We start from the raw sequence: 25,542 nt of genomic DNA on the forward strand, positions 1-25,542 counted from the left end.
GGGTGCTCGCGTCGGTCCACAACCGCTCGAGCGAGCGCCACCTACTTCGGGGAGCAGTTCGGGCGCGCACCACCGGGTGGGCGGTGCGGAACGGATGCGACGGTCCGTAGGGTTCTGGGGCGTGGGCGAGAGCGGTCGGAGTACACGGTGGGCCGGGCTGATTCCGGCCGGGTACGGCGCCGTGCTGACGGCGCTCATCACGGGACCGCTGCTCGGTTCCGGCTATCTGCTGCTACGCGACGCGGTGAGCACACCCCGGTCCTATCTCACCGATTCGGCGCTCGGACTCGGCGATGCCGCTCCCCGAGCCGTCCCGCAGGACGCGCTGCTCGCCGCGCTGTCACCGATCGTGGACGGCGGACTGCTGGTCAAGGCGATTCTGATCGTCGCGCTGTGGGCTGCCGGATACGGCGCCGCCGTGCTGGCCCGCACACTGCTCGGAGTGTCGCTCGGCCCGCAGTTGGTCGCGACGACACTCACCCTCTGGAACCCGTTCGTGGCCGAGCGACTGCTGCAAGGACATTGGAGCCTGCTCGCCGGATACGCCGCACTCCCGTGGACCGCACTCGCGGCCTACCACCTCCGATCCGCCGGGGCCGACGCCGGATCTCGTCCCTCCCCGAATCCCAGGGCTGTGGAAGCGGACGCGCGTACGACCTCCACGGACGACAGCCTGCGATCGCCGACCGCGCCCTCCACGCAGCACGGTTGGCGAGAGCGACATACGAGGTCAACGGGTCGCGGTCCGCGATGGCGCCGCGCGATATCGACAGGGCAGCGGTCCACCGCGATCGCCGCGTGGGGTGCGCTCGCCGGATGTCTCGCGGCGGCCGGACTCACGCCGACCGGCTCGCTGCTCGCGGGGTGCGTCGCGCTGTCGACGGTCGGGCGGCGCAATCTGCCGGGCACGCTGGTACTGCTGGTGGCCGCGTCCGCCCCGTGGCTTGCGGCGACGGCGCTGTCGGGGGCGGGGGCGGAACCCTCCGACCCCACGGGGGTCGCCGCGTTCGCCGCGCGTGCCGAACCCGGTCTCGGCACGTTGGGCAGCCTCGCGGGCCTCGGCGGTATCTGGAATGCCGACGCGGTACCGGACTCGCGCACCACGCCGATCGCCCTGGTCGCGACGACTCTGCTACTGGTGTTGGTGGCGAGCGGAATTCGAGCCGTGCTCACCTCCGTTCCCGAAGATCGCGCCGGCCTTCGCGTGCGCCGCACGCTGTTCGCCCTCGCCGTCGCCGCCGTCGTCGTTCCCGCGCTGGCGAGCACCGGGTGGGGGATGGAAGTCATGCGGTGGCTGGTCGTCGAGATCCCAGGTACCGGTCTGCTTCGCGACACCCAGAAATACGTCGCGCTCGCCGTGCCCGCCTTCGCTCTGTGCGCGGCTGCCGGATGCCGAGCACTCGCCGCGCGGATTGCGGCGCGCACCACGAATGCCGCTGAGCACCAGGCGGTATCGAGGGGCGGTTCGGCGGCGATACCGGTCGCGGTCTTGTTCGTCGCCCTGCTCGTCGCCCCGCTGCTCGACCTCGCCTTCGGCGTCGGCGGTTCCGTACGCCCGGTGCACTACCCGCTCGGGTGGCAGCGCGTCGCCGAGACAATCGATGCCCCGGGCGACGTCGCCGTGCTGCCCGGGGGGATGTTCCGACGTTTCCCCTACAGCGGAAAGGTCGCCGTTCTCGATCCCGCACCGCGCATGCTGCCCAGCGATGTACTCCAGACCGGCAGACTTCCGGTGCGCGGCCTGACCGTCTCGGGCGAGGGCACCCGCGCCGTCGATGCGGAAAGTGCTCTACTGCAAGGTGATTCGGCACAGCGACTGGCCGACCTCGGAGTCGGATGGGTCCTGGTGGAACGGTCGACACCCGGCCCACTCGGCGATTCCGCGAAAACCCTGCCACAGCTCGAAAAGCGTTACGAGGACGAGAATTTCGCGCTCTACCGGGTTCCCGGCGACGTGGCCCGAGCCACCGAAACCCCTGGCGCGCACCGAATCACCGCGATCACGGCACACCTACTGTGGGCGACACTCCTGATCGGTGGACTACTGATCGCGGCGATCTACCGCCCGATCCGACGCTGAATCGCGAACGCGGCAGCCGATCCGGCGCGAAAAGCGTATCCAGCGTCAACCTTCCGACACGGCCGACCGGCGAACGCACGTCGCCGCTTCCGGGCGGCCACGGACAGCCGATCAGGTGTTGACGTCGGGCGCGGCTACCAGCCCGCTCGTGTGCGCACCGCGCGTGATGGCGGCGAGCACCTCGTACACTCCGTTTCCGGTTTGCTCCCAGGAGAATTCGCGGGCGCGGGCGCGGGCCTTCTCCCCCATGACCGAGCGGGCGGCGTGGTCGTCGAGCAGTTCGCCGACGGATTCGGTGAGGTGGTCGACGTCGTCGACCAGCATGCCGGTGACGCCGTCGACGATGGAATCGGTGAGGCCGCGGGAGCTGCGGTATCCGATGGTCGGCACACCGTGCTGGGCCGCCTCGATGACCGCGAGGCCCCAACCCTCTTTGCGGGAGGGCAGCACGTGCACCCAGGCGCGGGAGAGCAATTCGTGTTTGCGGTGTTCGTCGACGTGGCCGTGGAAGGTGACCGCGTCGGCGATGTCGAGGTTCCCGGCGTATTCGCGCAGGTTGTCGGCCCACCAGCCGCCGCCGATGACGTCGAGTCGCAGACCGGGAATCCGCGCGCGCAGCCGGGCGACCGCGGCGAGCGCGTCCTCGATCTGCTTGTGCGGCACCAGCCGGGAGAGCACCACGATCCGCGGTTCGTCGGTGCGGGTCTGCGCGGCTCCGGTGAGGATGTCGGCGGGGACCGGTTCCGCGCCGTTGCGCACCACGGCGATGCGGGAACGGTCGACGCCGAGGGTCGCGAGTTCTTCGGCCGAGGGTAGCGAGACGGTCAGGTACTGGTTGTCGCGGTGCACACGCGGGGAGAGCACCGATTCGATCCACCAGCCGATGCGGCCGACCAGCTTGCCCGCGACCGGCCATTGTTCGCGATGCCCGTGGTGCACCAGCACCACAGACGGCGCGTCACAGGCGACGCCCGCGAAGAAGGGGATGCCGTTCTGGGTGTCGATGACGGCGTCGGGACGCACGCCGCGCAGCGATCCGAATCCGAGCCTGCCGAGCGCGAGGGCGGCGAGGGCGCGCGGGTACACGGTGTATCGCCCGCCGCCGCGGCTGATGTAGATGCCGTCGACGTGTTCCCGCCGCGCCGCGCCGCGGTAGCGGGCGGTTCGCAACGTGACCTTGACCCCGCGTGCGGCCAGCTGCGCGCCGACCCGCTCCAGGTAGCGTTCGCTGCCGCCACCCTGCGGGTGCCCGGTGTCACGCCAGCAGAGCAGCAGGACTTCGCGCACAGTGGAGCTCTCTCGCCTCGTCGGGCCCCGGCCGGGGACGTGGATATCGGGGTACACCATAGCGCGCGCGTCCCCGCGGCAAGCGCTTCACCGGCAACGATCTGACGAAAATGTTGAAACGCTCACATTTCACAGCCCACTTTGGATAGCCTGCCGCCACTCGATCAACCGGAACGATGAGGAGAAATACATGAAGGCGACACCGAGGACTCGGACCGGCGGCGGCACGGGTGGCGGCGCGACCGGCGACCTGGGCGGCGCGCTCGCCGTACTTCTGGCGCTGATCACCTCGTCGCTGTCCACCGGCAGCGGCGCGAGCAGCGGCATCGGCTAGCGCGCCGGACTCCCACCGGCCCGGCGGGTACGGAGCCGGGCCGGTCCGGAGTCCGGTCGGTTAGTCCGACGCGGGCGGCACCACCGCGGGCCGCCTGTGGAAAACTCTCCGCCGTGCCAAGTGCCAAGACATTGCCGCCCACCACCGAGACGGCCGACCGCCCGCTCGCGCCCCGGGTGCACCGCGCGGAATCCCGGTTCGCACACCGGGCGACTCTGCGCCGGTCCTTGCGACTACTCGGCAGCTTCCGTTTCGAGCAGACCGATCCCGCCACCTTCTACGGCGGTATCGCCGCCGACAGCGCGGCCATGCTCGGCGATTTCTACCTCGATCTCACCGGCCGCGACCTCGACGGCGCGACCGTGCTCGACGTCGGCGGCGGCCCCGGCTACTTCGCCGACGAGTTCGCCCGCGTCGGCGCGCGATACATCCCCGTCGAGCCCGACCCCTCGGAACTGCACGCGGCAGGTCTGCCCGCGGCGGGCGCGGTCCGCGGATCCGGTATGGCGCTGCCGTTCCGCGACGACGCCGTCGACATCTGCTTCTCTTCCAATGTCGCCGAACATGTCTCGGATCCGTGGCTCATGGCCGACGAGATGGTGCGGGTGACCCGGCCCGGCGGCTTGGTCGTGCTCTCGTACACGGTGTGGCACGGCCCCTTCGGCGGGCACGAGACCGGTCCGTGGCATTACCTCGGCGGCGAATACGCGGCGCGGCGCTACCGGCGCAAGAACGGCAGGGAACCCAAGAACCGATTCGGGCAGTCACTGTTCGCGGTGCGTGCCACCGACGGACTGCGTTGGGCGGCAACGACTCCCGCGAATGTGCGGACGATCTTCCCGCGCTACCACCCGAAATGGGCCTGGTGGCTGGTGCGCGTGCCCGCGATCAGGGAACTGCTGGTCAGCAATCTGGTCGTGGTCGCGACCAAATAGCGGCCCGCCTTACCCCGGCCAGCTATTTCTCCAGCCAGCCGCGACGCCAGCCGCGCGGCCCGCACGCACCGGAAACCGGTTCGTACCAGGAAGATTCCTGCATGGCCAGACCGACGGTTTCCAAGGTGGTCAGCCCGACCTGATCGGCGAGCACACCCACGACCGCGACCGCTTCCGCGGCCTGCATCGCGGCTGTCGCCTGCTCGATCGTCAGCGTCCGCCCCGGTAGGAACGACACGACCCACCCGCCGCTGCCGACACTCTTCGCCTGATGCTCGGTCTGATCACTGGTCATCAGCGACCGACCGATCACTTGCACCGCCATGACTCGTTCACCCCTGCGGTATCAGATCAATGCAGAACGGATCGAACAACCGAACTTCACAGCACACGAACGTCACGACGGCCGAATTCGAACTGGTCGAGCCCCGGAACAGTCGCACTTCAGTCAAGCAGCTGATCGGTAGCTACAGCATCCACTGTCAACCTCCGGAACGCAATAGTGCGTTTGCGGAAAAGCGAACCGACAGGTTGGAATTCGGCCAGGTCAGAGGATCGGCGAAGATCAGAACTGGAACAGGTTACAGACAACGGGACCGCAAAACTGTAACGTGTTCTCATGCACTACGACAGCTTGTTCATCGGCGGCCGATGGACCGAACCTGCCTCATCCGAGCGCCTCCAGGTCATCTCCCCCACCACGGTCGAACCGGTCGGCAGCGTCCCGGTGGTCGTCCGTGCCGATGTCGACGCCGCGGTCGCCGCCGCGCGTCACGCCTTCGACCACGGGCCTTGGCCGTCGACCCCGCCGCTGGAGCGCGCCGCCGTACTCACCCGCGCCGCCCGACTGCTCGAGCAGCGTTCGGCCGAACTGCTCGCCGCGCTGACCGCCGAAGTGGGCGCGCCGCAGATGTTCAGCATGACGCTGAACCTGATCCCGGCGACGGCCACCATCGACGCCTTCGCCGAACTCGCGAAGACCTTCCCCTGGAAGGAGACTCGCACCGGCTCCTTCGGCACCTCGCGGGTCACCCGGGAACCGCGCGGCGTCGTCGCGGCGGTGACGGCGTGGAATGTGCCGCTGTTCCTGGCCTGCAACAAACTCGCCCCCGCCCTGCTCGCCGGTTGCACGGTGGTGCTCAAACCCGCTCCGCTGACCCCGATCACCGCGAATATCGTCGCCGACATCTTCACCGAGGCGGGCCTGCCGGAGGGCGTGCTGTCGGTACTGCCCGCCGAGGCCGAGGCCTCCGAATACCTGATCTCGCATCCGGGCGTCGACAAGGTGACCTTCACCGGGAGCACGGCGGTCGGGCGCCGGATCGGCGCGATCGCCACCGAACAGCTCAAGAGCGTCTCCCTGGAACTGGGCGGCAAATCGGCGGCGATCCTGCTGCCGGATATGGATCTGGCGGCGAGCATTCCCGTCCTCGCCTTCTCCGGTCTGATGAACAGCGGGCAGGGCTGCGTCGCGCAGACCCGCATCCTCGCCCACCGCGGTCGCTACGACGAGATCCTCGACGCGCTGGTCGAACATGTGAAGACGATGAAGGTCGGACTTCCGGACGATCCGTCCGTCCAACTCGGCCCGCTGATCTCCGAACGTCAGCGCGAACGCGTCGAGGGCTATATCGCCACCGGCAAGGCCGAGGGCGCGCGGCTGGTACTCGGCGGCGGGCGGCCCGAAGGGCTCGACCGCGGCTGGTTCATCGAACCGACGATCTTCGCCGATGTCGACAACAAGTCGACCATCGCGCAGGAGGAGATCTTCGGCCCGGTGCTGTCGGTGATCCCCTACGAGACCGAGGACGAGGCCGTCGCCATCGCCAACGATTCGGTCTACGGACTCGCGGGCTCGGTCTGGACGACCGATATCGAACACGGCGCCGAGATCGCGTCCAGGGTCCGTACCGGCACCTACGCGATCAACTGGTACGCCTTCGACCCGACGGCGCCCTTCGGCGGCTACAAGAACTCCGGACTCGGACGGGAGAACGGCCCGGAAGGTCTCGACGCGTACTGCGAGCAGAAATCGCTGCTGATGCCGCTCGGCTGGACCGGATAGCACCGGATCGGGGGTGAGGGTCCACCGGGTCCACCGCGATCCTCGCCCCGATCTCGGTCAATCCTGCGGCATGACCACCCGCAACAGCGGACGTGGACGTCCACCGGGCTCGTCGGGCGCGACGGCGATCTCGACTCGCCAGCCAGGCGGCAACACCGCCTGCAACCGACCCGCGGCCCGGGCGAGCGGCGTACTCGCCGTCGACTCCGGCCCGGTCAGTAGCGGTTCCCCCACGGTGCCGAATCCAAGATCGGTCATGCCTCAACCACCTCTCACGTGTCGATCCGCCGCGGTGCGAATAGGGAGAGCAGAGCAGTTCAGCCGGTGCAACATGCCTGGACGATCGTGAAGCGTTGAACGCGGCACAAGCTTAGTGGACCGCTCTGTCCGTCTTCGCGCGGCTTCGGCCGAAACCCGCGCGAGGCGGCACCGCGGATCGGGCCGTGACACCGATCGGGACGGGCGGACTAGCGGCGCAGCGAACGTCGATATCCGGCTGGCGTCGTTCCGGTCGCGGCGCGCAGGTGCGATCGCAAGGCCGTGACGCTGCCGAATCCCGCCTGCGTCGCGACCACCTCGACCGGAAGTTCGGTGGTTTCCAACAACTCTCGCGCCCGCGCGGTCCGCTGCGCCTCCAGCCAGCGCCGAGGCGTGGTGCCCATCTCGGCCTTGAAACGACGGATCAGCGTGCGTTCGCTCATCAATGCCATACCGGCCAGCGCCGAAATATCGCTCACCGCAGTGGGATCCGCGGCCACCCGAGCCAGCGCGGCGGCGAGCGCTCCGGGAAAGTTGTTGTCGCCCAGCGCATCCGGAATGTATTGCGCCTGACCGCCCTCGCGATGCGGGGAAGTGACATTCCATCGGGCGAGTTCCGCCGCCGCGCCGACGCCCAGTTCGCGTCGCACCACGTGCAGGCACAGATCGAGCGCCGCCGACAGTCCCGCCGAGGTGAGCACGTCCCCGTCATCGATGTACAGCGCGCCCGGATCCAGTTTCACCGCGGGGAAGAGGGCGGCGAATTCGTCACAGTAGGCCCAGTGGGTTGTCGCCGGTCGACCGTCCAGCAATCCGGCCCTGGCCAGCACGAAAGCGCCGACGCAGACGCTCATCACCGTCGCCCCGCGCCCGGACGCCGCCCGCAGCGCGTCGAGTACCTCCGGCGGGGTCGGCAGCGTCGGCAGCCCGATGCCTGGCACGACGACGATATCGGCCGATTCCAGCGCCTCCAGCCCGTGCTCGACCCGCAGATCGAAACCGTTCGGCGTCCACAGCGGCCCTGGCCGAATCCCGCAGGTGATCATGTCGAATCCCACCGGCTCGCCGGTTCTCCCCGGTCCGTGCCGAAACGCCTGGACCACACAGGCCAGGTCGTAGGTCATGACGCCGTCCAGCGCCAACGCCACTACCCGTTTCACAGAACGAGTGTGGCACGAATCCATCGGTTGCCCGGATCCGCGCCGAATCGTCGGGCCGGAAGTCGGTTACCGACTTCCTCGCCCATTTGCCGCCGAATCAAGTAACATCGTTACTCAGCGAGGGCCTCCCCCTCTCCCGCGTGCGAATCCAGCCCGCCATCGCGAAATGCCGCGAGCGAGCCATGGCGATCGACCCTATCGCACCCTTGTGCCGAATATTCCCCGTGCACAACAACTTTCATGACCCGATCCATAGTGAAGGCACCCGCCTACAGACTCTGCGACCCATGTTACCCTCTAGTAGATCGCAGGTGTGACGAGCGTCATGTCATACAGCTATATGTGGTTCGGGAGACATTAGGGCGACGGTGCCCGAGTGGTGCATATGGAGAGATATCGATGCAGAAGAGATTTGGGCGGCGGCGCACACGGTCGGGTTCACTACCCCGGACCGGACGGATACTCGCGGCGGCGGCCGTGGCCTGTGCCACCGCGGTCGCGGGAGCGGGGATCGATACCGGAGCGGCGCAGGCCGCGCCGCCGGTGAGCTCCTTCTACATTCCACCCGCGCAGATTCCGACCGAGCCCGGCTCGATCATCAGAACCCAGCCGATGCCGCTGTTCGTCGCCCCGCCCACCATCAACGGCTGGCCGGGTTCCGCGCAGCACGTCATGTACACCACCCAGTTGCAGGACGGCTCCCCCGTCGCGGTGACCGGCACCTACATCGAGGCCACCGGCCCGTGGCAGGGCCCTGGTGAACGCCCGACCGTGGTGATCGGCCCCGGCACCGCCGGGCAGGGCGATCAGTGCGCCATGTCGGTGGCGTTCTCGACCGGACTGTCGTTCAACTTCTCGCCCGCCTTCTCGACCTCGGCGAATCAGGAACTGCCGTCCTCCGCGGTGTGGAGCGCCCTCGGCGCCCGCGTCCTCGTCACCGACTACATCGGCCTGGGAACGCCTGGCATCCACACTTTCGCCAATCGGATCGAGGGCGCGCACGCCATCCTCGACGGCGCGCGCGCGGCGAATAATCTGGCCGGTGTCGGACCCGAGACCCCCGTGGTGTTCTGGGGGTACTCCCAGGGCGGCGGCGCGACCGGCGGCGCGGCGGAAATGCAGCCGGACTACGCGCCGGAACTGAATCTCAAGGGCACCTGGGCGGGCGGCCCGACCGCCGATCTGGCCGCGATCCTCGCCCGCATCGACGGCGCGCTGATCGGCGGCGCCATCGGATTCGCTATCAACGGCCTGCTGGCGCGCTACCCGGAGCTGAACAAAGCCGTCGACCGGGTGACCACGCCTGCGGGGCGCGCGATGCTGGCGACGCTGAGTAACGAATGCGTCGGCGACGTCATCTTCAATCAGCCCTTCCTGCGGACCAATACGCTGACCGTCGACGGCAGATCGCTCAGCGAGCACCTGGCCGAGCTCCCCGAAGCGATCCCCGCCCTGGCCGAGATGCGCCTGGGCAATTCGGCTCCCGCCACACCGGTGCTGATCACCAGCGGCCTCAACGACGACACCGTCCCCTACGGCCAGGCGCGTCAGCTGGCCGAGGACTGGTGCGCGCAGGGCGCGACGGTCACCTTCCGCACCAACGACCTGCCGCCGATCCTGCCCGGCACCACGCTGCCCGGCCATTTCGGACCGGAGTTGATCGACGGCTTCGGCCCGAACAACGCGGTCACCTACCTGCTGGATCGCCTGGGCGACAAGCCCATCTCCGGCTGCACCATCGACTGATACTCCCCGCAATACCGAACGAGCCCCGATCCGGTTCTCCGATCGGGGCTCGTTCGTGTCCGAGATAGGTTCGCGGAGCATCGCGCACCCTCTGGCGAGAATCCGAGTATTACTGGCGTTCACGCCACTCGCCCCGGACGAGCGCGCGGGTTTCACTCGAATCGGTACGCCGAACAGAGGAGAACAGCGTGGGAGCCCCAGCGGAACTCGATTGGGAATGGGCGACTCGGACCGGGGGCGCGCTGTCGGGCGCGCAACGCAGACAGCTGGCCGCCGCGCTGGCCCGAACCGTGCCGGGACTACTCGCGGCCAAGGCGGCGAGCGCGCTGGGCGGGCGCGGCAGCGGACGGCTGGAATTCGAAGGATTGCGGGTCCCGGATTCCGGGCTGGCCGTGGCAACGGAACAGCAAGCGCGCGAATCGCTCTCGGCGCACATGCTCGAACATTCGTACCGGACCTATTTCTTCGGCCGGGTACTCGCCGATCTCGATGGCGCGCGTTTCGACGACGAACTGGTCTACGTCGCGTGCCTGCTGCACGATCTGCGCTTGGAACAGCCGACGCCGGGGCGCTGTTTCGCGGTGACCGGCGCGGAGGCCGCGGTCGAATTCGCGCTACGCGAAGGCGCCGCACCGGACCGGGCCGAGGCGATCGGCGCCGCCATCGCCTCCCACATCACCCCCGGCGTCGCCGCCGACCTGAGCGACCCGGGTGGTTTCGTCTCCGCGGGCGCGTCGGTGGACGTGATCGGCGCCCGCATCGGCGAATGCGACCGCGAGTGGATCGCGGACCTGCTGACCCGTCACCCGCGCCGCGGACTCAAACGTCACCTGGTCGCCGCGTTCGACGCCGAGGCGAAAGCCGTGCCGGAAGGCCGGTCGAAATTGCTGGTCACGGCCGGATTCAACCAGATGATCCGGTTCGCGCCCTTCACCGAATGAGACGCCGACCGCCCCGCACCGAAGACGGTGCGGGGCGGTCGGGCGAGCCGTGGATCAGGCGAGCCGCTGCTTGAGCGCCTCGAATTCGTCGCGAACGCCCGAAGGCAGTTTGTCGCCGACGAATTCGAACCACTCCTCGATGAGCGGAATCTCCTTGCGCCACTCGTCGACATCGACCGCGAGCGCCTCGTCGACATCGTTCGCTTCGACGTCGAGGCCGTCGAGATCCATCTGCGACGCGGTGGGCACGTGACCGATCGCTGTCGACACGGCCTCGGCCTTGCCCTCGATCCGGCCGACGATCCACTCCAGCACGCGGGAGTTCTCGCCGAATCCGGGCCACAGGAAGCGGCCGTCGTCGCCGCGACGGAACCAGTTGACGTAGAAGATCTTCGGCAGTTTGTTCGCGTCGGCGTTCTTGCCGATATTGATCCAGTGGTTCAGGTAGTCACCGACGTGGTAGCCCATGAACGGGATCATCGCCATCGGGTCGCGACGCACGGTGCCGACCTTGCCCTCGGCGGCGGCGGTCTGCTCCGAGGACAGCGTCGCGCCCATGAACACGCCGTGCTGCCAGTCGAAGGATTCCGTCACCAGCGGGACGGTGGTCTTGCGGCGACCGCCGAACAGGATCGCCGAGATCGGCACACCCTGCGGGTCGTCCCACTCGGGGGCCAGGATCGGGCACTGCGACATCGGGGTGCAGTAGCGCGAGTTCGGGTGGGCGGCCAGCGTCTCGGTCTCCCGCAGGTACCAATCGTTGCCCTTCCAGTCGGTCAGGTGATCGGGCTCGCCTTCCAGCCCCTCCCACCACACGTCGTTGTTATCGGTCAGCGCGACGTTGGTGTAGACGGTATTGCCCGCGTTCATGGTCGCCATGGCGTTCGGGTTGGAGCTGTTGTTGGTGCCGGGCGCGACGCCGAAGAAACCGTATTCCGGGTTGACCGCGTACAGCTGGCCGTCCTTGCCGAAACGCATCCAGGCGATGTCGTCGCCGAGGGTTTCGGCGCGCCAGCCGGGAACGGTCGGCTGGATCATCGCGAGGTTGGTCTTACCGCAGGCGCTCGGGAACGCGGCGGCGATGTAGTAGGCCTTGTTCTCGGGGGAGATCAGTTTGAGGATCAGCATGTGCTCGGCCAGCCAGCCCTCGTCGTGGGCCATCGCCGAGGCGATACGCAGCGAGTAGCACTTCTTGCCGAGCAGCGCGTTACCGCCGTAGCCCGAACCGTAGGACCAGATCTCGCGGTCCTCGGGGAAGTGGGTGATGTACTTGGAGTCGTTGCAGGGCCACGGCACGTCGGCCTCGCCCTCGGCCAGCGGCGCGCCGACCGAATGCAGCGCCTTCACGAAGGGGCGGTCGGTGCCCAGCTTCTCCAGCGCGGCGGTGCCCATGCGGGTCATCACGCGCATCGACACCACGACGTATTCCGAGTCGGTGATCTCGACGCCCAGTTTCGGATCCTCGGCGCCCAGCGGACCCATACAGAAGGGCACCACGTAGAGGGTGCGGCCCTTCATCGAGCCGCGGTACAGCTCGGTCATGGTGGCGCGCATCTCGGCCGGGTCGACCCAGTTGTTGGTCGGGCCCGCGTCCGCCTCGGACTTGGAACAGATGTAGGTGCGCGACTCGACGCGCGCCACGTCCGACGGATCGGATAAGGCTAGGAATGAGTTCGGCTTCTTCTTCGGATCGAGGCGCTTGAAGGTGCCCGCCTCGACCAACTGGTCTGTAAGCCGCTCCCATTCCGCGTCGGAACCGTCCGCCCACACGACTCGCTCAGGCTGAGTGAGTTCTGCGACTTCCTGTACCCAGGCGAGTAGTTCGCTGTGCTCGGTCGGCGCTGTGCCGTCGGATCCACGAAGACCAGGAATGGTCGCTGAGGTCATGAAAACTCTCCTGAGATGGGCGGGCTCTACGATGCTTCGCCGCCTGGCCCAAGGCCCATGACCAGCGCGAACACACCAAGCGCCACCGTTGGCGGGAAGGCACCCGCTACGACCAGTCGAAAGCTCGCCCCGGCTGGACGGCGTACAAGGACGAAGCGGACGCCCAGGTTCCTGCCTTAAAGGTTAACGCGATATGACGACCGGTACGGAATCGGGTACAGGTGAAATACCCGATTAGTTACCAATCCAACAGTCGGATCCGCCGATCCAAGGTCGCGATATCACGTTCGCAGGCCGCTAGCTGGGCGGGTTGCTCGGCCGCTGCTCGCCGGATCCGCGTCTCCAATTCCGCGACACGCCGATCGGTGTCGATGATGCGGGCCGCGCTCGCGCGCACCACCCGGTCGGCCAACTCGGTCTCGGCCTCGACCAGAGCCGTCGCCGCCCGCTGTTCCAGCGCAGCCTTGACGTTCACGAGCGCGTCGGCGACCCACTGACGCACATGCGCCCGATCGGCGACCTGCCTGCGAGTCCGCACCACCCACCAGGCAACGAGCGCTCCCAGAGCCAGCGTGACCGGGATGCTGGCGACGTCCAGCGCGGAAACCAGAGCCAGCGGCGAGACGAGCAGCCTGCCGAGACCGACCCCGGCGGACGCGCCGAGAGCGATCATGAGGTGATCTTCGACACCCCGATGTCTCGGCTCGGGATCGGGTCCGACCCGGGGCGCGGCATCGCGCCTTCGGTGTGGCGGTGCCACGTTCCCCGACGGCGTGTTCCCGGAGGACACGCCTTCCGCGTCCACCTTGGCGGCGAGTTCGGCGAGCCTGCGATCGATGCCGAAATCGATGGCACCGGTCAACTCGGTGACCACCAGCTGCAACCGGTCGGGGTAGTGCGCGAGATCGGCCTGGCGCTGACGGTCGAGTTCGGCGCGCGCGGCCACGTGCAGCGCCCTGACCTGGCCTCCGACCTCCGTCATCAGATCGACGCGGGCCAGATGCAACTGCCCGCGCAATGTCGACATCGCCGTGGCGCGCCCGCTGTCGCGGCTCGCGATCAGCGTCGCCCGCTCGGCCCGCCACCGGGTGGGTTCGCCCCCGGAACGCAGGGTTTCCAGCTGGGCTTCCACCCGCACCCTGGTCTCCGCGAGCACCCGCTCGTCGAGCGCGGCCAGTCTGCCGTCGCCGGGCGCGGACGCGCTCGCGGACGCTTCGGTCAGTTCCGTGTGCAGTGCGCCGAGTCCCGACCGGTCCATCAGCGCCGCGTCACCGCCCGCCCGCGCCGCCGCCGCGAGCCGCGCCGACACGGGGATGATGTCGAGATCCGCGAGATCCTGCGCCGCCAGCAGTTCGAGATCGCGGCCGCGGACCGACCGCCAGTCCCCGTAGGCGTGGATGCCGTTCATCGCGAGCAGGATCCTGGTGTCATCGGCGCGCAACCGCCGGATCAGACCGAGACTGTCCGCGCCCACGACACTGCCCGCGTCGAGCAGGACCAGCGCGACCGCCGCCGGTGTCGCGCCGGGCAGTGTCGATTCGACCGAGGACCCCACCTCACCCATCGGTTCGGTGAGATCGATCCTCGGCTCGAAACGCGCGAGTTCGGTACGCAACAGGGTGGTGTTCGCGTCGTCCGGACCGATCAGCGCCACCGCCGACCCCGCACCCGCACCGCGCGCCGCCCTCAGCAGGGCCGCACCCTGCGGATTCCATCGCGCGACGACCGCCAGCACGTCGGGGGGCAGTTCCGAATCCGCTCGGGTCGGCGCGACGGCGGTTTCCGGGGCTGCCGTGCCAGTCGGCGAGTCCGCCGCGGTCGCCGACGCCGGCGGGTCCGCCCGAGTTACCGCACCGACCTGCGCGGTTGGGCTTCCCTGGTCCGCCGAGTACGGCGGAGTTGCCGAATCGGCGGGAGCGTCGGGGCTCGGTGCCCCGCCTGCCGCACCGGGCGCGGCGGGATCCCGTGCGGGTGGATCAGAGTCCGGCACTGCTCATTCGCTCCCACAGTCGGATATAGCCGTTGTGCACGCGCAGCGCGGCACGTCGGGCGGTGGGGGGCATGTCGCCGGATACGACCGCCCGCCACCGCGCGGCGCGCTGGAGCGCGTCGTCGGCGTCGGCGGGCGCGGGGGATCTATAGCCCGCGGCCAGGTGCGCGACCGAGGGGTCGGCGAGTCCGGCGCACAGTCCGAGCCACATGGCGTCGTCGCCGTAGAGGTAGTCCTCGATGACGTCGCGCGCGTGACCCGCGACGCCGGGCAGCGACCGTGCCGCCAGCCGGGCCAGATCGTCGAGCAGGGTGCCACCGCGCAGCGCCGAGACCTGCTCGTAGCGGCGGTGCAGCAGTCCGTGCAGCGGATCGATACCGCTCGCGGCGTGCAGTAGTTGGAGCACGGCGTGCGGCGCGAGATCGGGATCGGCGCGCAGGGCGCTCAACGCGCAGGAGACGCCGTAGAGGTCCCAGCGGCGTAGCAGCGCCTCGCGTTCGGCGACGTCGGGGCCCGCCGCCGGGGAGACGAACAGATCGGGTGAGAGCGTCAGCGCTGGGTCGGCGGTGGCGGCCAGTCTGCGCAGGGTCCCCATATCGTCGTCGGTCAGCGCGCCCGCGCGGGTGCGCTGGGCGAGCGAGGCGACGACGGGCAGCGTGAGCACACCGAGTTCCCTGGTGTACTGATCGGCGGCGGCCACGGCGTCGGCCCAGCGCGAGCCGATCGCGTCGGCCTTGTTGAGCACGACGACCGTGCGTTCGGGCGGAAGGCTCGCGAGCACCCTGCGGTCGGCGGGCAGCGGCGCGCCGGACAGCACGTAGACGACGATATCGGCGTCGAGTTCGGGATCGAGCGCGTCCGGCTCGTCCACCGGCCCCGTCTCCGCGGCCGACATCAGCGCCAACGCGTGCAGCACCGTCGTCCGGCCGACGTGCGCGCGCCCGGTGACCAGGATGCGCGGCGGCCTGCGCCACGCGTTGACGGCCCCGCTGGCGTGATAGCCGATCTGCGTATCGGCGCCCGCCGCCCCGCGCAGATCGGCCAGCAGCCGGTCGAGCTGATCCTGTTCCCGTGTCGGCACCCCGCGTTCCCGCATCCGACCGGTGTTCTCGGTAGCCGTCGGCATGGCTCACACCCCCTTGTCGCTGTGCGATTCTGTCAGACATCCCCGGCGCACGCGCCGTCCGCGACGACCGGACGGGCGCATCGACGACAGCGGCTCAGTTCGCCGGGCCGCTGAAGAATTTGTTGGCGGTGCGCACCGCCCAGCCCGGCGCGTACTTGGCCGCCACGGCGAGCGCCTTGGCCTGAACACCGATCTCGTAGTGCACCTTCGGCAGGCGCGCGCGTTTGTGGGTCGCGTCCCAGATCCCGGCCGCGACATCGTCGGCGGTGAGACGCACACCGAGCGATCTGGTCGACGCCGTCTCGACGCCCGCCACCATCGCGGTGGCGACGAAAAGCGGCCAGATCGCGATGACGCGGATGTCGTGGCGTTCCCATTCCAGGTCGAGCGCCTCGGTCAGACTCTTCACCGCCGATTTGGTGGCGCCGTAGGTCGCGAGTTCGGGCTGGCCGTAGATCGCCGAGGCCGAGCACAGATTCACCACCTGGGCTCCCGGTGTGTCGCGCAGGTACCGGAACGCGGCGTGCGTCCCGGTGACGACTCCGGTCAGATTGACGTCGATGATCGCGCGCTGGGCGTCGAGTTCGAGTTCCTCGAACGGACCGGCCCGCAGGATTCCGGCGTTGTTGACGAGGATGTCCAACCGTCCGGTCGCGGTATGGAAATCTGCCAGACTTTCCGCCCACTCGGTGTTGTTGGTCACATCGAGGACACCTGTTCGCAATGTGCCGCCCGCGGCCGTGATATCGGCGGCCAGTCTGCTCAGCCCCAGCTCATCGACGTCATAGGCACCGACGTGATACCCCCGCTCGGCGAAGAGCATTGCCGTCGCGCGGCCGATTCCTGCTGCCGCGCCGGTGATGAACACCGTCGGTGAATTCATGCGGGGGAGTCTAATGTGGAGGTCCAGCCCTATAACCGGGGTTCACAGACAGATCCGCCTTCGCTCGCACCGGCGTCATCGCGGCGAGCGTCGGTACGCAGCTTCGCTTTTCGCAGTGCAGAGCCGACCGGGCGGAGACGAGCCAGGCCACGGCCCGGTCCTCGATGAGGAGGTTGCGATGAGCATCGACGCCATCGGCGCCATCGGCGTTGTCCGCGACGTGCCCGCATCGGGTCACCGGGGAATTCCGCCACTACCGAGCGCCGACCCGTTCTACCGGCCCCCGCGCGGGTTCGCGGCCAAATCCCCCGGCACCATCCTGCGCAGCCGCGCGATCGAACTCGCCCTGTTCGGCCTGGTACCGCAGCGGGTATCGGCGTGGCAACTGCTCTACCGCAGCTCCGATCTGCACGGCGCGCCGGAAGCGGCGGTCACCACCGTGCTGCTGCCCGAAGGCGCCGATCCCGAGGTCGACCGGCCGCTGCTCGCGTTCCAGAGCGCGATGGACGCCGTCGCCGAGAAATGTTCGCCCTCCTACGCGCTGCAACGCGGCGCCAAGGCCATCGGCGCGGTAACCCAGTTCGAATGGCTGCTGGTGGCGAACGCGCTGCGGCGCGGCTGGGCGGTCTCCATCGCCGATCACGAAGGACCGCACGGCAACTTCGGGGCTCCGCGCGAACCCGGATACCGGGTGCTCGACGGTATTCGCGCCGCCCTCGCCTTCACTCCGCTCGACCTGCACGCGGACACCCCGGTGGGCGTCTGGGGCTACTCGGGCGGCGGGATGGCCAGTTCCTGGGTGGCCGAGATGGCGCCGACCTACGCGCCCGAACTCCGCATCGTCGGCGCGGTACTCGGTTCGCCGGTCGGCGATCCCGGCGAGGTGTTCACCCGCCTGAACGGCACGCCGTTCGCCGGTCTGCCCGCCATCGTCATCGCGGCGCTGCGCAAGCTGTACCCGGTGCTGGGCGCGGTGGTCCGCGACGAACTCACCATGGACGGGCACCGGTTCGTCGCCAGGGCCGAACGCGCGACCCCGCTGTGGGCGATCCTGTCGCTGGCCAACCAGAAGATGGGCGATTACACGACAGGACGCAGGCTGGAAGAGATTCTGGCCGCGCCGGAATTCACCGCGATGTTCGACGACCTGCGTCTGGGCAACTCGATCCCGACCTGCCCGCTGCTGGTGGTGCAGCCGATCCACGACCAGGTCATCCACATGGACGGCGTCGACGGTCAGGTGCGGCGTTACCGCGAGGGCGGTGCGCACGTCACCTATGTCCGCGACCGGCTCTCCGAGCATTTCTCGATGCTGGTGATGGCCACCCCGATCAGCCTGGACTGGCTCGGCGACCGTCTCGCGGGCGCGCCGGTGACACCCGATCGCGACAGCACCGTGTGGTCGGTGCTCGCGTCCGCGTCCGGCCTGCGCGGTCTGCTGGAGATGGCGACGACCACCGCCAAAGTGGTGCTCGGGCGACCGTTGCGCCAGGAGAGCGCGTCGGCGCCGCGGATGGCCGAGGAACGCGCGGCTTGATGTCACCGTCAGTCACAGATATTCGGTCCCGCTGACCATGCGCGGATCGCGCTCGCGGGGTTCGATTGCCGGGCCGAGAAATCGATACTGGACAATGGATGTCGTGAACGACGCCGCCAACCACACTGCCGAGTCGGTTCAGGGCCCGCCGTCCACAGCCTCGGCGCCCCTCGAAGCCGGACGACGCTCGACCACCGGCTCCCGCCTGTACCCCCGGGTCACCAGCTTCCGGTCCCGCCGGGCCGCGCTGACCCCGAATCAGCAGGCCTCCTGGGACCGCATGTGGCCCGCCATCGGCCGCGACGTCGGCGACGAACAGCTCGACGCGGCGGCCTGGTTCGGGCGCGACGCTCCGCTCGTCATCGAGATCGGCTGTGGCACCGGCACCGCGACGGCGGTGATGGCCCAGGCCGAACCCGAGGTGAACCTGATCGGCATCGAGGTGTACCAGCCCGGCCTCGCCCAACTGGTGCAGCGGGTCGAGCGGGAGCGGATCGAGAACGTCCGCCTTCTGCGCGGCGACGCCGTCGACGTGCTGGAGCACATGATTGCCGAGAAGTCGCTGACCGGTGTCCGCGTTTTCTTCCCCGATCCGTGGCCCAAGGCCCGCCACCACAAGCGCAGGCTGCTGCAACCCGCCACGCTGTCGCTGATCGCCTCGCGGCTGCGCACCGGCGGTGTGTTGCATGTCGCGACCGACCACGCGGGTTACGCCGAACACATCGCCGAAGTGGGCGCCGCCGAACCCCTGTTCACCGGCCTGAACGAGACCACGGGCGGGGCGGGAGCCGACCCGCGCGACACCGCCCCGATCGGCTTCGATCGACCCGTCACGAAATTCGAGGGCAAGGCGCAACGCGCCGGAAGCACGGTCACCGAGTTCATATGGGGCAAGATCGAATGATGTGCGAGCGCAGCGAGCGATCAATTAGCTCAGCCGTCATGACGGTCATGAGGGTGTCGAGCGCCGCCGAGGCGGATTTATGAGCGTCGGTCAGATTGCCCACGAGACGGCCACCGGGGGCGTCGACGTCGAGGTGGAGGTCGCGGGCCCGGCGGCGGAAGTCGTCGGCGCCGCGGGTCCCGACGTGCGAAGGGTGCTCCTGGTGTGGGACGCCCCGAACCTCGACATGGGTCTGGGCGCCATCCTCGGCGGCCGACCGACCGCCGCCTACCGCCCGCGTTTCGACGCGCTCGGCCGCTGGCTGCTCGCCAGGACCGCGGAACTGTCGGTCGGCGGCGCGGGCCGCGTCGAACCGGAAGCGACGGTTTTCACCAATATCGCCCCCGGCACCGCGGACGTGGTGCGGCCGTGGGTCGAGGCGCTGCGCAATGTCGGCTACGCGGTCTTCGCCAAACCGAAGATCGACGAGGATTCCGACGTCGACGCCGACATGCTCGGACATATCGAGCTACGAAGGCGCGGCGCGGGTCTGGCCGGAATCGTGGTTGCCTCGGCCGACGGCCAGGCGTTTCGCGAACCTCTCGAAGAACTCGCCGCGCAAGGAATCCCCGTTCAGGTATTGGGCTTCCGCGAGCATGCGAGTTGGGCCGTCACATCCGATACCCTCGAGTTCATCGACCTCGAGGACATCCCGGGTGTGTTCCGTGAACCACTGCCCCGGGTGAGCCTCGACTCGCTGCCCGACGAGGGTGCCTGGCTGCAGCCGTTCCGGCCGCTGACGGCACTGCTCACCTCTCGCCCTGCTCAAGGAGTCGCTTAGTGTTCACACGCTGGGGCGATCTGGTCTACCGGCTGCGCTACGCCGTCATCGGCGTGGTGGTGGCCGCCCTGCTCGGCCTGGGCGGCTACGGCTTCGGCCTCGAAGACCATCTCAGTTCCAGCGGGTGGGACGATCCCACCTCGGAATCCGCGCAGGCGGCACGGGTCGCGGACGAGGCGTTCGGGCGTGATCACACCAGCGACGTGATCGTGCTGTACACCGCGCCCGAGGGCAGGACGATCGATGACCCGCAGTTCCGTCAGCAGGTCGTCGACAACCTGAATTCGCTGCCCAAGACCTACCCGAACGAGATCGCCAAGATCAACGGCGCGTACTGGCAGACCGAAACCGGGCCGGGCGTTCCGCTGACCTTCGGGTCCAAGGACAAGAAGTACACCTTCGCCTCGGTCGCCATCGTCGGTGACAACGACACCGATATGGTGCGCAATTACCGGAAAGTGAAGGACGTCTTCTACATTCCGGGCGTCGACGTGCAGGTCACCGGCCTGCAAGCGGTCGCGGGCACGTTGAACGACACGATGGCCGCCGACCAGTTGCGCATGGAGATGCTGGCCATCCCGGCCGTGGCGATCCTGCTGTTCTTCATCTTCGGCGGCCTGATCGCCGCTGGACTTCCGTTGATCATCGGCGGCCTGACCGTCATCGGCGCCAACGGCATCATCATGTTCCTGACGCGATTCACCGAGGTGAACTCGTTCGTCTCCGGTGTCGTCTCCATGATCGGTCTCGGCCTTGCGATCGACTACGGCCTGTTCATGGTCAGCCGGTTCCGCGAAGAACTGGCCGAGGGCTACGACACACGGGCGGCCGTGCGCCGCACCGTGATGACCGCCGGTCGGACCGTCGTGTTCTCCGCAACCATGATCATCGCGAGTCTCGGCGGCATGCTCCTGTTCCCCCAGGGCTTCCTGAAATCGGTGGCCTACGGCACGATCGCCACGGTGTCGCTGGCCGCGGTGTCGGCGATCACCATCCTGCCCGCGATGCTCGCCGTCCTCGGGCAGCGCGTGGACTCGTTCGGCCTCAAACGCTTCCGCAAGGCCAAGACCGCGGACGATATCGAGAACGGCTTCTGGGGCAGGACCACCCAGTGGGTGATGAAGCATCCGCTCAAGATCGCGGTGCCGATCTGCGTCCTGCTGCTGCTGTTGATCATTCCGGTCAAGAATCTGGCCTTCGGCGGTATCAACGAGCGGTACCTGCCGCCGGACAATCCGACCCGCGTGGCGTTGCAGGAGTTCTATCAGATCTTCCCGCTGAAGAAGACCGACCCGATCCAGCTGGTCTTCGTGTCCGACAACAGCACCGATGTCGGCAAGGTCTGGAAAGAAGCCAACCAGGCGCCCGGCCTCACCGGCAATTTCGAGGTGCCGCAGCGGTCGACCACCCAGACCGATGTCTATCGGACCAGCGCCACACTCCAGGATTCGGAGAACTCCGACCCGACGATCGACTATCTGCGCTCGCTGGAACTGCCCGACGACGTCACCATGTACGTCGGCGGACAGCCGACGATCCAGAAGGACAGCATCGACGCGCTGCTCGATCGCATGCCGCTGATGATCGCGCTCGTGCTGTTCGTGACCACGCTGCTGATGTTCCTGACCTTCGGGTCGCTGGTACTGCCCATCAAGGCCGCGCTCATGAGCGCGTTGGGTCTCGGATCCACCCTGGGCATCCTGACCTGGATCTTCGTCGACGGGCACGGGGCAGGTCTGCTGAATTTCACGCCGCAACCGATCATGTCGCCGGTGCTGGTGCTGATCATCGCGGTGATCTACGGGTTGTCGACCGACTACGAGGTCTTCCTGCTCTCACGCATGGTCGAGGCACGCTCCCAGGGCGCGTCTACCACCGAGGCGGTGCGTATCGGCACCGCCCAGACCGGCCGGATCATCACCGCGGCGGCACTTATCCTGCTCGTGGTCGTCGGCGCGTTCGCGTTCTCCGATCTGGTGATGATGCAATACATCGCCTACGGCCTGATCGCGGCGCTGTTCATCGACGCCACCATTCTGCGCATGCTGCTCGTGCCCGCCACCATGAAACTGCTCGGCGACGACTGCTGGTGGGCTCCCGCCTGGATGAAACGCATCCAGGAGAAGATCGGCCTGGGCGAACCCATCCTCGACGACGAGCGTCCCGGTGGCGGCGAGGTGGTCGACCTGGTCAAGACCACCCCGATCACCGATCCGGTCACCATGCAGATCCCCGCGGTGGAGGGTGGCAAGCTGCGCCGCTCGCCGCGCAGGCCGCGCACCGTCGCCGAGATCGAAGCCGAAGCGCCGACCGCGCGTATCGGGGCGGTGCCGAGGGCCGCTGGTCCGCGCGCGCAGGTCCGCAAGCCGGGCGAAGCCACGCCGCCGCGTCCGACGGGACCCGATCCGAACAGGCCCCGCTCCGCACCCGCGCAGGCCGATCCCACGCGTCCGCGTGCGGTGCCGCCCGCGGTATCCGCGCCGGAGCCGGGCCGGCACGGAGGGGAACCCGCGCGACCGGCGGGCGAGCCCAGCTGGGCTTCCCCCTCGGCCGATGGGGTGCGGCCACCGTCACCGGTCGAGTCCACGAGGACGCCGTCCGCTGCCGACTCCGCGAGGACGCCGTCCGTCGAGTCCACGAGGACTCCGTCCTTCATCGAGTCCGCGAGGACTTCGTCCTCGGAGCCGGATCTGCCGCCCACCGAACCCGCACCCGCCGTTTTCCGAACCGGTGATTCGGCGCGCAGCGCCATCTCCTCGGATATGGTCCGGGGCGCGCGATCGGGCGGCGACCTGCCCGAGGTGTCGGCACCGCAGGTACCCGAGGTGTCGGCGCCGCGACCGGTCGGCGAGGCGGAGACGACGGGCCGTCCGCATCACGAATCGCACGGACCCGATGCGGAGTCGGCCGAGAACGCCGATACCGCTGAGACTCCCGAGGAGAATCGCAGCAGTATCGAGAACTGGATGGCCGAACTCCGGTCGTCACGTCGTCGCGTCGCGAGCAACGCCGACGAGGGCCGCCACCACGGGAGTGACGGCCGCACCGTCAGCGTCAACGAACTTCTTCGCCGTCGCGATCCCGAGTAGCCCCCGCCTCCGCGAAGGCGCGGGCGTACCTGGTGCCGACGACCAGCAGGAGCACACCGACCACCAGGAACACGGCGACTCGGAACAGTCCGTCGAGCGTCGCCAGATCGAACAGGAACAGTTTGACGAGCGCGGCGGCGGTGACGAGCAGTCCCGAGCCGAGCGCCACCTTGGCCACCGCCGCCGAGCGCGACAGATTGCGCAGGCCGTACAGCAGCGCCGCCGTCGCGCCGACCATCCACAGGATGGTGGCGGCACAGTGTCCGATGACGAATCCGTCGGCGGCACCCGACGCCACCCCGATCGACACCGTCGTGACCGTCACCGCGTAGAGGGCGACGGCGGCGGCCACGATCCACAGCATCGATTCCTCGGTGTCGCCCGAGGACATCGTCGGCAGTTTCCTGATCCCCCACACCGCGACCGCGACGACCGCCAGTGCGAGAACGGCGGCGAGCACCGTCGAGATATCCAGGTTCTCCTGCGCGAGTCGTTGCGTCGCGAGGATATTCGGCGAGGCGGCGACCAGGAGTCCGAACGCGCCGAGTGCCGCGAACGCGCCGCCGATAGCCGCGGCCACCCGCGAGCGCACCTGTCCCGCGACGCCGAGGAAGCCGATCGCCACCAGCAACAGCGCGATCGGCGCTGTCCGCACATCGGTCACGCGGAAGCACACCTCGAGTAGCGCGAACGCCCCCGCGATCGCCGCCACCGTCGCGGTGTGGCCCGGAATGCGCAGCACCGCACGCAGTTTCGGGGACAGGTACGCCGCCGCGAGGGCGAGCAGCACCGCCGCGTAGATCGCGGCGACGAGGGCCGCCGCGCGACGTTCGAACAGGACCGGCATCGCGAGCAGCGGTGTCGTCGCCATCGCGAAGGCCAGTGACGCGATCACGTCGGAGGGGCGTCCGCGCACCACGAGAACCGAGGTGACCAGCCCGATCACCGCGATCGCGATCGCCGCGGTGAGCAACCAGTTCACGCGATCGGGTGCGGGATCATCGAAGGTGGCGATCGCGACACAACCCAGCGTCGCGAGGACGGCGGGCAGTGTGCGCACCACGTGCAGGACGGGCCAGTTGCGAACCAGTTGCACAGGTGCGCAGGCCAATTGGAGCACGATCAGAAATCCGAGCAACATCAGTTCCGAGGTCACCACCGGCGACAGCGCCGCCGCGCCGGCGACGACCAGCACCGCCAACGGCTGCGATTTCCATTCCATCGCCAACGCCACGCCGCCCGCAGCGACGGCCAGCGCCACCGCGAGTCCGAGCACCGGATGCAACCAGTCGTAGATCGCCGTCACCGCGACGACGTCGAGATAGGCGCCCGCGATACCGGTGGCCGCCAACGCGATTCCACCGACCCGGCCACCGGCGCGCCCGAAAACCCGCATACCCGCCCCGACCAGCACGGCCGAGAACACCGCTCCGGCACCGACTCTGAGCACCGGCCCGAAGTATCCCGCCTGTGCTGCGAGCACCAGCAGCATCACCACACCGATCAGGGTCACGCCGACACCCGCGATCGCGAGCACCCGACTGATCACCCCCTCCCGCTGCCACCACGGAGTCCGCGCGACGGCAGCCTTCCGCACCGGCGGCACCGGCGGACGCCACCCCGGCGGCGGCCCGACCGGCGCACCCCAACGCGGCGACTGACCGGGACCGTAAGGGGGCGTCGCCATTCCACCGTGCGGAGTGGGGACCGCAGTGCCGGGAGGCACCGCGCCGTAACCCTGCACCTGGGCACCCTGCCCCGGCCACGGTGCCGGTGCCGGTGGAGTCTGCGACGATGCCGCCACGGAGGCGCCGGCCGCGACGTTTCGAGCAGCGGCCGCCGCGGGCACAGAGGCGGCACCGGGCACAGTGGCTGAACCGGCAGCACCAGGTTCATTCGGGGTTCCGGGCACAACGGGAGAAACCGGTGTGGTGGTCGAATCACGGCCGGGCCGCGTCGCCCCGCCGGGCAGAGCGGTGTCCCCTGACGCTCCGGGTGCACTGGTCGCATCGTGGCCGGTCGGCGCGCCGGATGCCGCGATCCCACCGGTTCCCGTAGAAGCACCGCGTTCGGCGGATACGCCGGATGTACCGGATGCCGCCGACGTGCCGGAATCAGCCGACCCGACCGTCGAATTGGGCACGTCAGCGGCGGCACCCGGACTACCCGCAGACCGCGGCCCCCGCTCCGGCCGAGTACCGGGACCGGCGAGCGGTGCGGGCACCGGTGAGACGCCGGATGCGGCGCGGTGGGTTTCGCCCAGCAGTTGGGCGTGCAGGAGGTCGAGATCGCGGCCGAGTACGCCCATCTGCGTGCCCAGCGCGGTGAACTCACCCGAGAGCCGTGTGATCAGCGCCGGGTCGATAGAGGTCGTCATGTACTCATGGTCGGTCCCGTACGGGTTACCGGGATGAGTAGAAACACCCGAGCGTGGGCCGATAAGTACCCGACCGGCCTCCACCCGACCGAGATCGGATGGAGGCCGGGGACGCCGGTTGGC

19 protein-coding genes are annotated in these 25,542 nt (G+C 68.8%); 10 read left to right on the forward strand and 9 right to left on the reverse strand.

Annotation, left to right across the window (positions count from 1 at the left end):
- Window positions 1–121: 121 nt before the first annotated feature.
- A complete protein-coding gene (locus tag OG225_RS32950) occupies window positions 122–2,080 on the forward strand; it encodes a hypothetical protein (RefSeq protein ID WP_405178733.1) in 1,959 nt (652 codons plus the stop codon).
- A gap of 111 nt (window positions 2,081–2,191) precedes the next feature.
- On the opposite strand, the gene OG225_RS32955 is transcribed toward OG225_RS32950, so the two are convergent.
- The gene (locus tag OG225_RS32955) at window positions 2,192–3,367 is read right to left on the reverse strand and encodes a glycosyltransferase family 4 protein (RefSeq protein WP_405178734.1); all 1,176 of its coding nucleotides are present in this window, start codon (window positions 3,365–3,367) and stop codon (window positions 2,192–2,194) included.
- A gap of 190 nt (window positions 3,368–3,557) precedes the next feature.
- Here OG225_RS32955 and OG225_RS32960 point away from each other — a divergent pair, with 190 nt between their 5' ends.
- Window positions 3,558–3,701 carry a hypothetical protein gene (locus tag OG225_RS32960; protein ID WP_157978252.1) on the forward strand — a complete coding sequence of 48 codons (144 nt, stop codon included), beginning with the start codon at window positions 3,558–3,560 and terminating at the stop codon, window positions 3,699–3,701.
- Window positions 3,702–3,877: 176 nt separating this feature from the next.
- Window positions 3,878–4,636: a class I SAM-dependent methyltransferase gene (locus OG225_RS32965; protein WP_405183447.1), complete on the forward strand. Its 759-nt coding sequence runs from the start codon at window positions 3,878–3,880 to the stop codon at window positions 4,634–4,636.
- Between the two features lie 22 nt (window positions 4,637–4,658).
- Here the strand turns inward: OG225_RS32965 and OG225_RS32970 are convergent, their stop codons facing one another.
- Window positions 4,659–4,961, reverse strand: a complete 303-nt coding sequence (locus tag OG225_RS32970; protein WP_405178735.1) for a hypothetical protein — start codon at window positions 4,959–4,961, stop codon at window positions 4,659–4,661.
- 294 nt (window positions 4,962–5,255) lie between these two features.
- On the opposite strand from OG225_RS32970, the gene OG225_RS32975 reads away from it, so the two are divergent.
- Window positions 5,256–6,701: an aldehyde dehydrogenase gene (locus OG225_RS32975; protein WP_405178736.1), complete on the forward strand. Its 1,446-nt coding sequence runs from the start codon at window positions 5,256–5,258 to the stop codon at window positions 6,699–6,701.
- Between the two features lie 57 nt (window positions 6,702–6,758).
- On the opposite strand, the gene OG225_RS32980 is transcribed toward OG225_RS32975, so the two are convergent.
- Entirely contained in the window at window positions 6,759–6,959 is a 201-nt protein-coding gene (locus OG225_RS32980) for a hypothetical protein (RefSeq protein ID WP_405178737.1), read from the reverse strand.
- A 209-nt stretch (window positions 6,960–7,168) separates the two neighbouring features.
- Window positions 7,169–8,119, reverse strand: coding sequence for a GlxA family transcriptional regulator (locus OG225_RS32985; RefSeq protein ID WP_405178738.1), 951 nt, complete (start codon window positions 8,117–8,119; stop codon window positions 7,169–7,171).
- A 399-nt stretch (window positions 8,120–8,518) separates the two neighbouring features.
- Here OG225_RS32985 and OG225_RS32990 point away from each other — a divergent pair, with 399 nt between their 5' ends.
- The gene (locus tag OG225_RS32990) at window positions 8,519–9,865 is read left to right on the forward strand and encodes a lipase family protein (protein WP_405178739.1); all 1,347 of its coding nucleotides are present in this window, start codon (window positions 8,519–8,521) and stop codon (window positions 9,863–9,865) included.
- A 188-nt stretch (window positions 9,866–10,053) separates the two neighbouring features.
- Window positions 10,054–10,806, forward strand: coding sequence for an HD domain-containing protein (locus tag OG225_RS32995; RefSeq protein ID WP_405178740.1), 753 nt, complete (start codon window positions 10,054–10,056; stop codon window positions 10,804–10,806).
- A 54-nt stretch (window positions 10,807–10,860) separates the two neighbouring features.
- On the opposite strand, the gene OG225_RS33000 is transcribed toward OG225_RS32995, so the two are convergent.
- The 4 genes from OG225_RS33000 to OG225_RS33015 form a co-directional block, all read right to left on the reverse strand.
- On the reverse strand, window positions 10,861–12,693 hold the full coding sequence (locus tag OG225_RS33000; protein ID WP_405178741.1) for a phosphoenolpyruvate carboxykinase (GTP): 1,833 nt from the start codon (window positions 12,691–12,693) through the stop codon (window positions 10,861–10,863).
- A gap of 238 nt (window positions 12,694–12,931) precedes the next feature.
- On the reverse strand, window positions 12,932–14,428 hold the full coding sequence (locus tag OG225_RS33005) for a hypothetical protein (protein WP_405178742.1): 1,497 nt from the start codon (window positions 14,426–14,428) through the stop codon (window positions 12,932–12,934).
- Window positions 14,429–14,669: 241 nt separating this feature from the next.
- Window positions 14,670–15,809: a hypothetical protein gene (locus OG225_RS33010; protein ID WP_405178743.1), complete on the reverse strand. Its 1,140-nt coding sequence runs from the start codon at window positions 15,807–15,809 to the stop codon at window positions 14,670–14,672.
- A gap of 94 nt (window positions 15,810–15,903) precedes the next feature.
- Window positions 15,904–16,692, reverse strand: coding sequence for an SDR family oxidoreductase (locus tag OG225_RS33015; RefSeq protein WP_405178744.1), 789 nt, complete (start codon window positions 16,690–16,692; stop codon window positions 15,904–15,906).
- A gap of 178 nt (window positions 16,693–16,870) precedes the next feature.
- Here OG225_RS33015 and OG225_RS33020 point away from each other — a divergent pair, with 178 nt between their 5' ends.
- The 4 genes from OG225_RS33020 to OG225_RS33035 all read left to right on the forward strand — a co-directional run bounded on the left by OG225_RS33020 (window position 16,871) and on the right by OG225_RS33035 (window position 23,042).
- A complete protein-coding gene (locus OG225_RS33020) occupies window positions 16,871–18,229 on the forward strand; it encodes a lipase family protein (RefSeq protein ID WP_405178745.1) in 1,359 nt (452 codons plus the stop codon).
- Between the two features lie 94 nt (window positions 18,230–18,323).
- Window positions 18,324–19,133 (forward strand): tRNA (guanosine(46)-N7)-methyltransferase TrmB, encoded by an 810-nt coding sequence (gene trmB, locus OG225_RS33025; RefSeq protein ID WP_405178746.1) that lies wholly within the window; start codon window positions 18,324–18,326, stop codon window positions 19,131–19,133.
- A 79-nt stretch (window positions 19,134–19,212) separates the two neighbouring features.
- Window positions 19,213–19,953 (forward strand): NYN domain-containing protein, encoded by a 741-nt coding sequence (locus tag OG225_RS33030; RefSeq protein WP_405178747.1) that lies wholly within the window; start codon window positions 19,213–19,215, stop codon window positions 19,951–19,953.
- The gene (locus OG225_RS33035) at window positions 19,953–23,042 is read left to right on the forward strand and encodes an MMPL family transporter (RefSeq protein ID WP_405178748.1); all 3,090 of its coding nucleotides are present in this window, start codon (window positions 19,953–19,955) and stop codon (window positions 23,040–23,042) included. The genes OG225_RS33030 and OG225_RS33035 overlap by 1 nt, the downstream gene beginning before the upstream one ends.
- Here the strand turns inward: OG225_RS33035 and OG225_RS33040 are convergent.
- A complete protein-coding gene (locus OG225_RS33040; RefSeq protein WP_405178749.1) occupies window positions 23,008–25,419 on the reverse strand; it encodes a DUF2339 domain-containing protein in 2,412 nt (803 codons plus the stop codon). The genes OG225_RS33035 and OG225_RS33040 overlap by 35 nt on opposite strands.
- Between the last annotated feature and the right edge of the window lie 123 nt (window positions 25,420–25,542).

The organism is Nocardia sp. NBC_01377 (assembly GCF_045040005.1).
Lineage (GTDB): Bacteria > Actinomycetota > Actinomycetes > Mycobacteriales > Mycobacteriaceae > Nocardia > Nocardia noduli.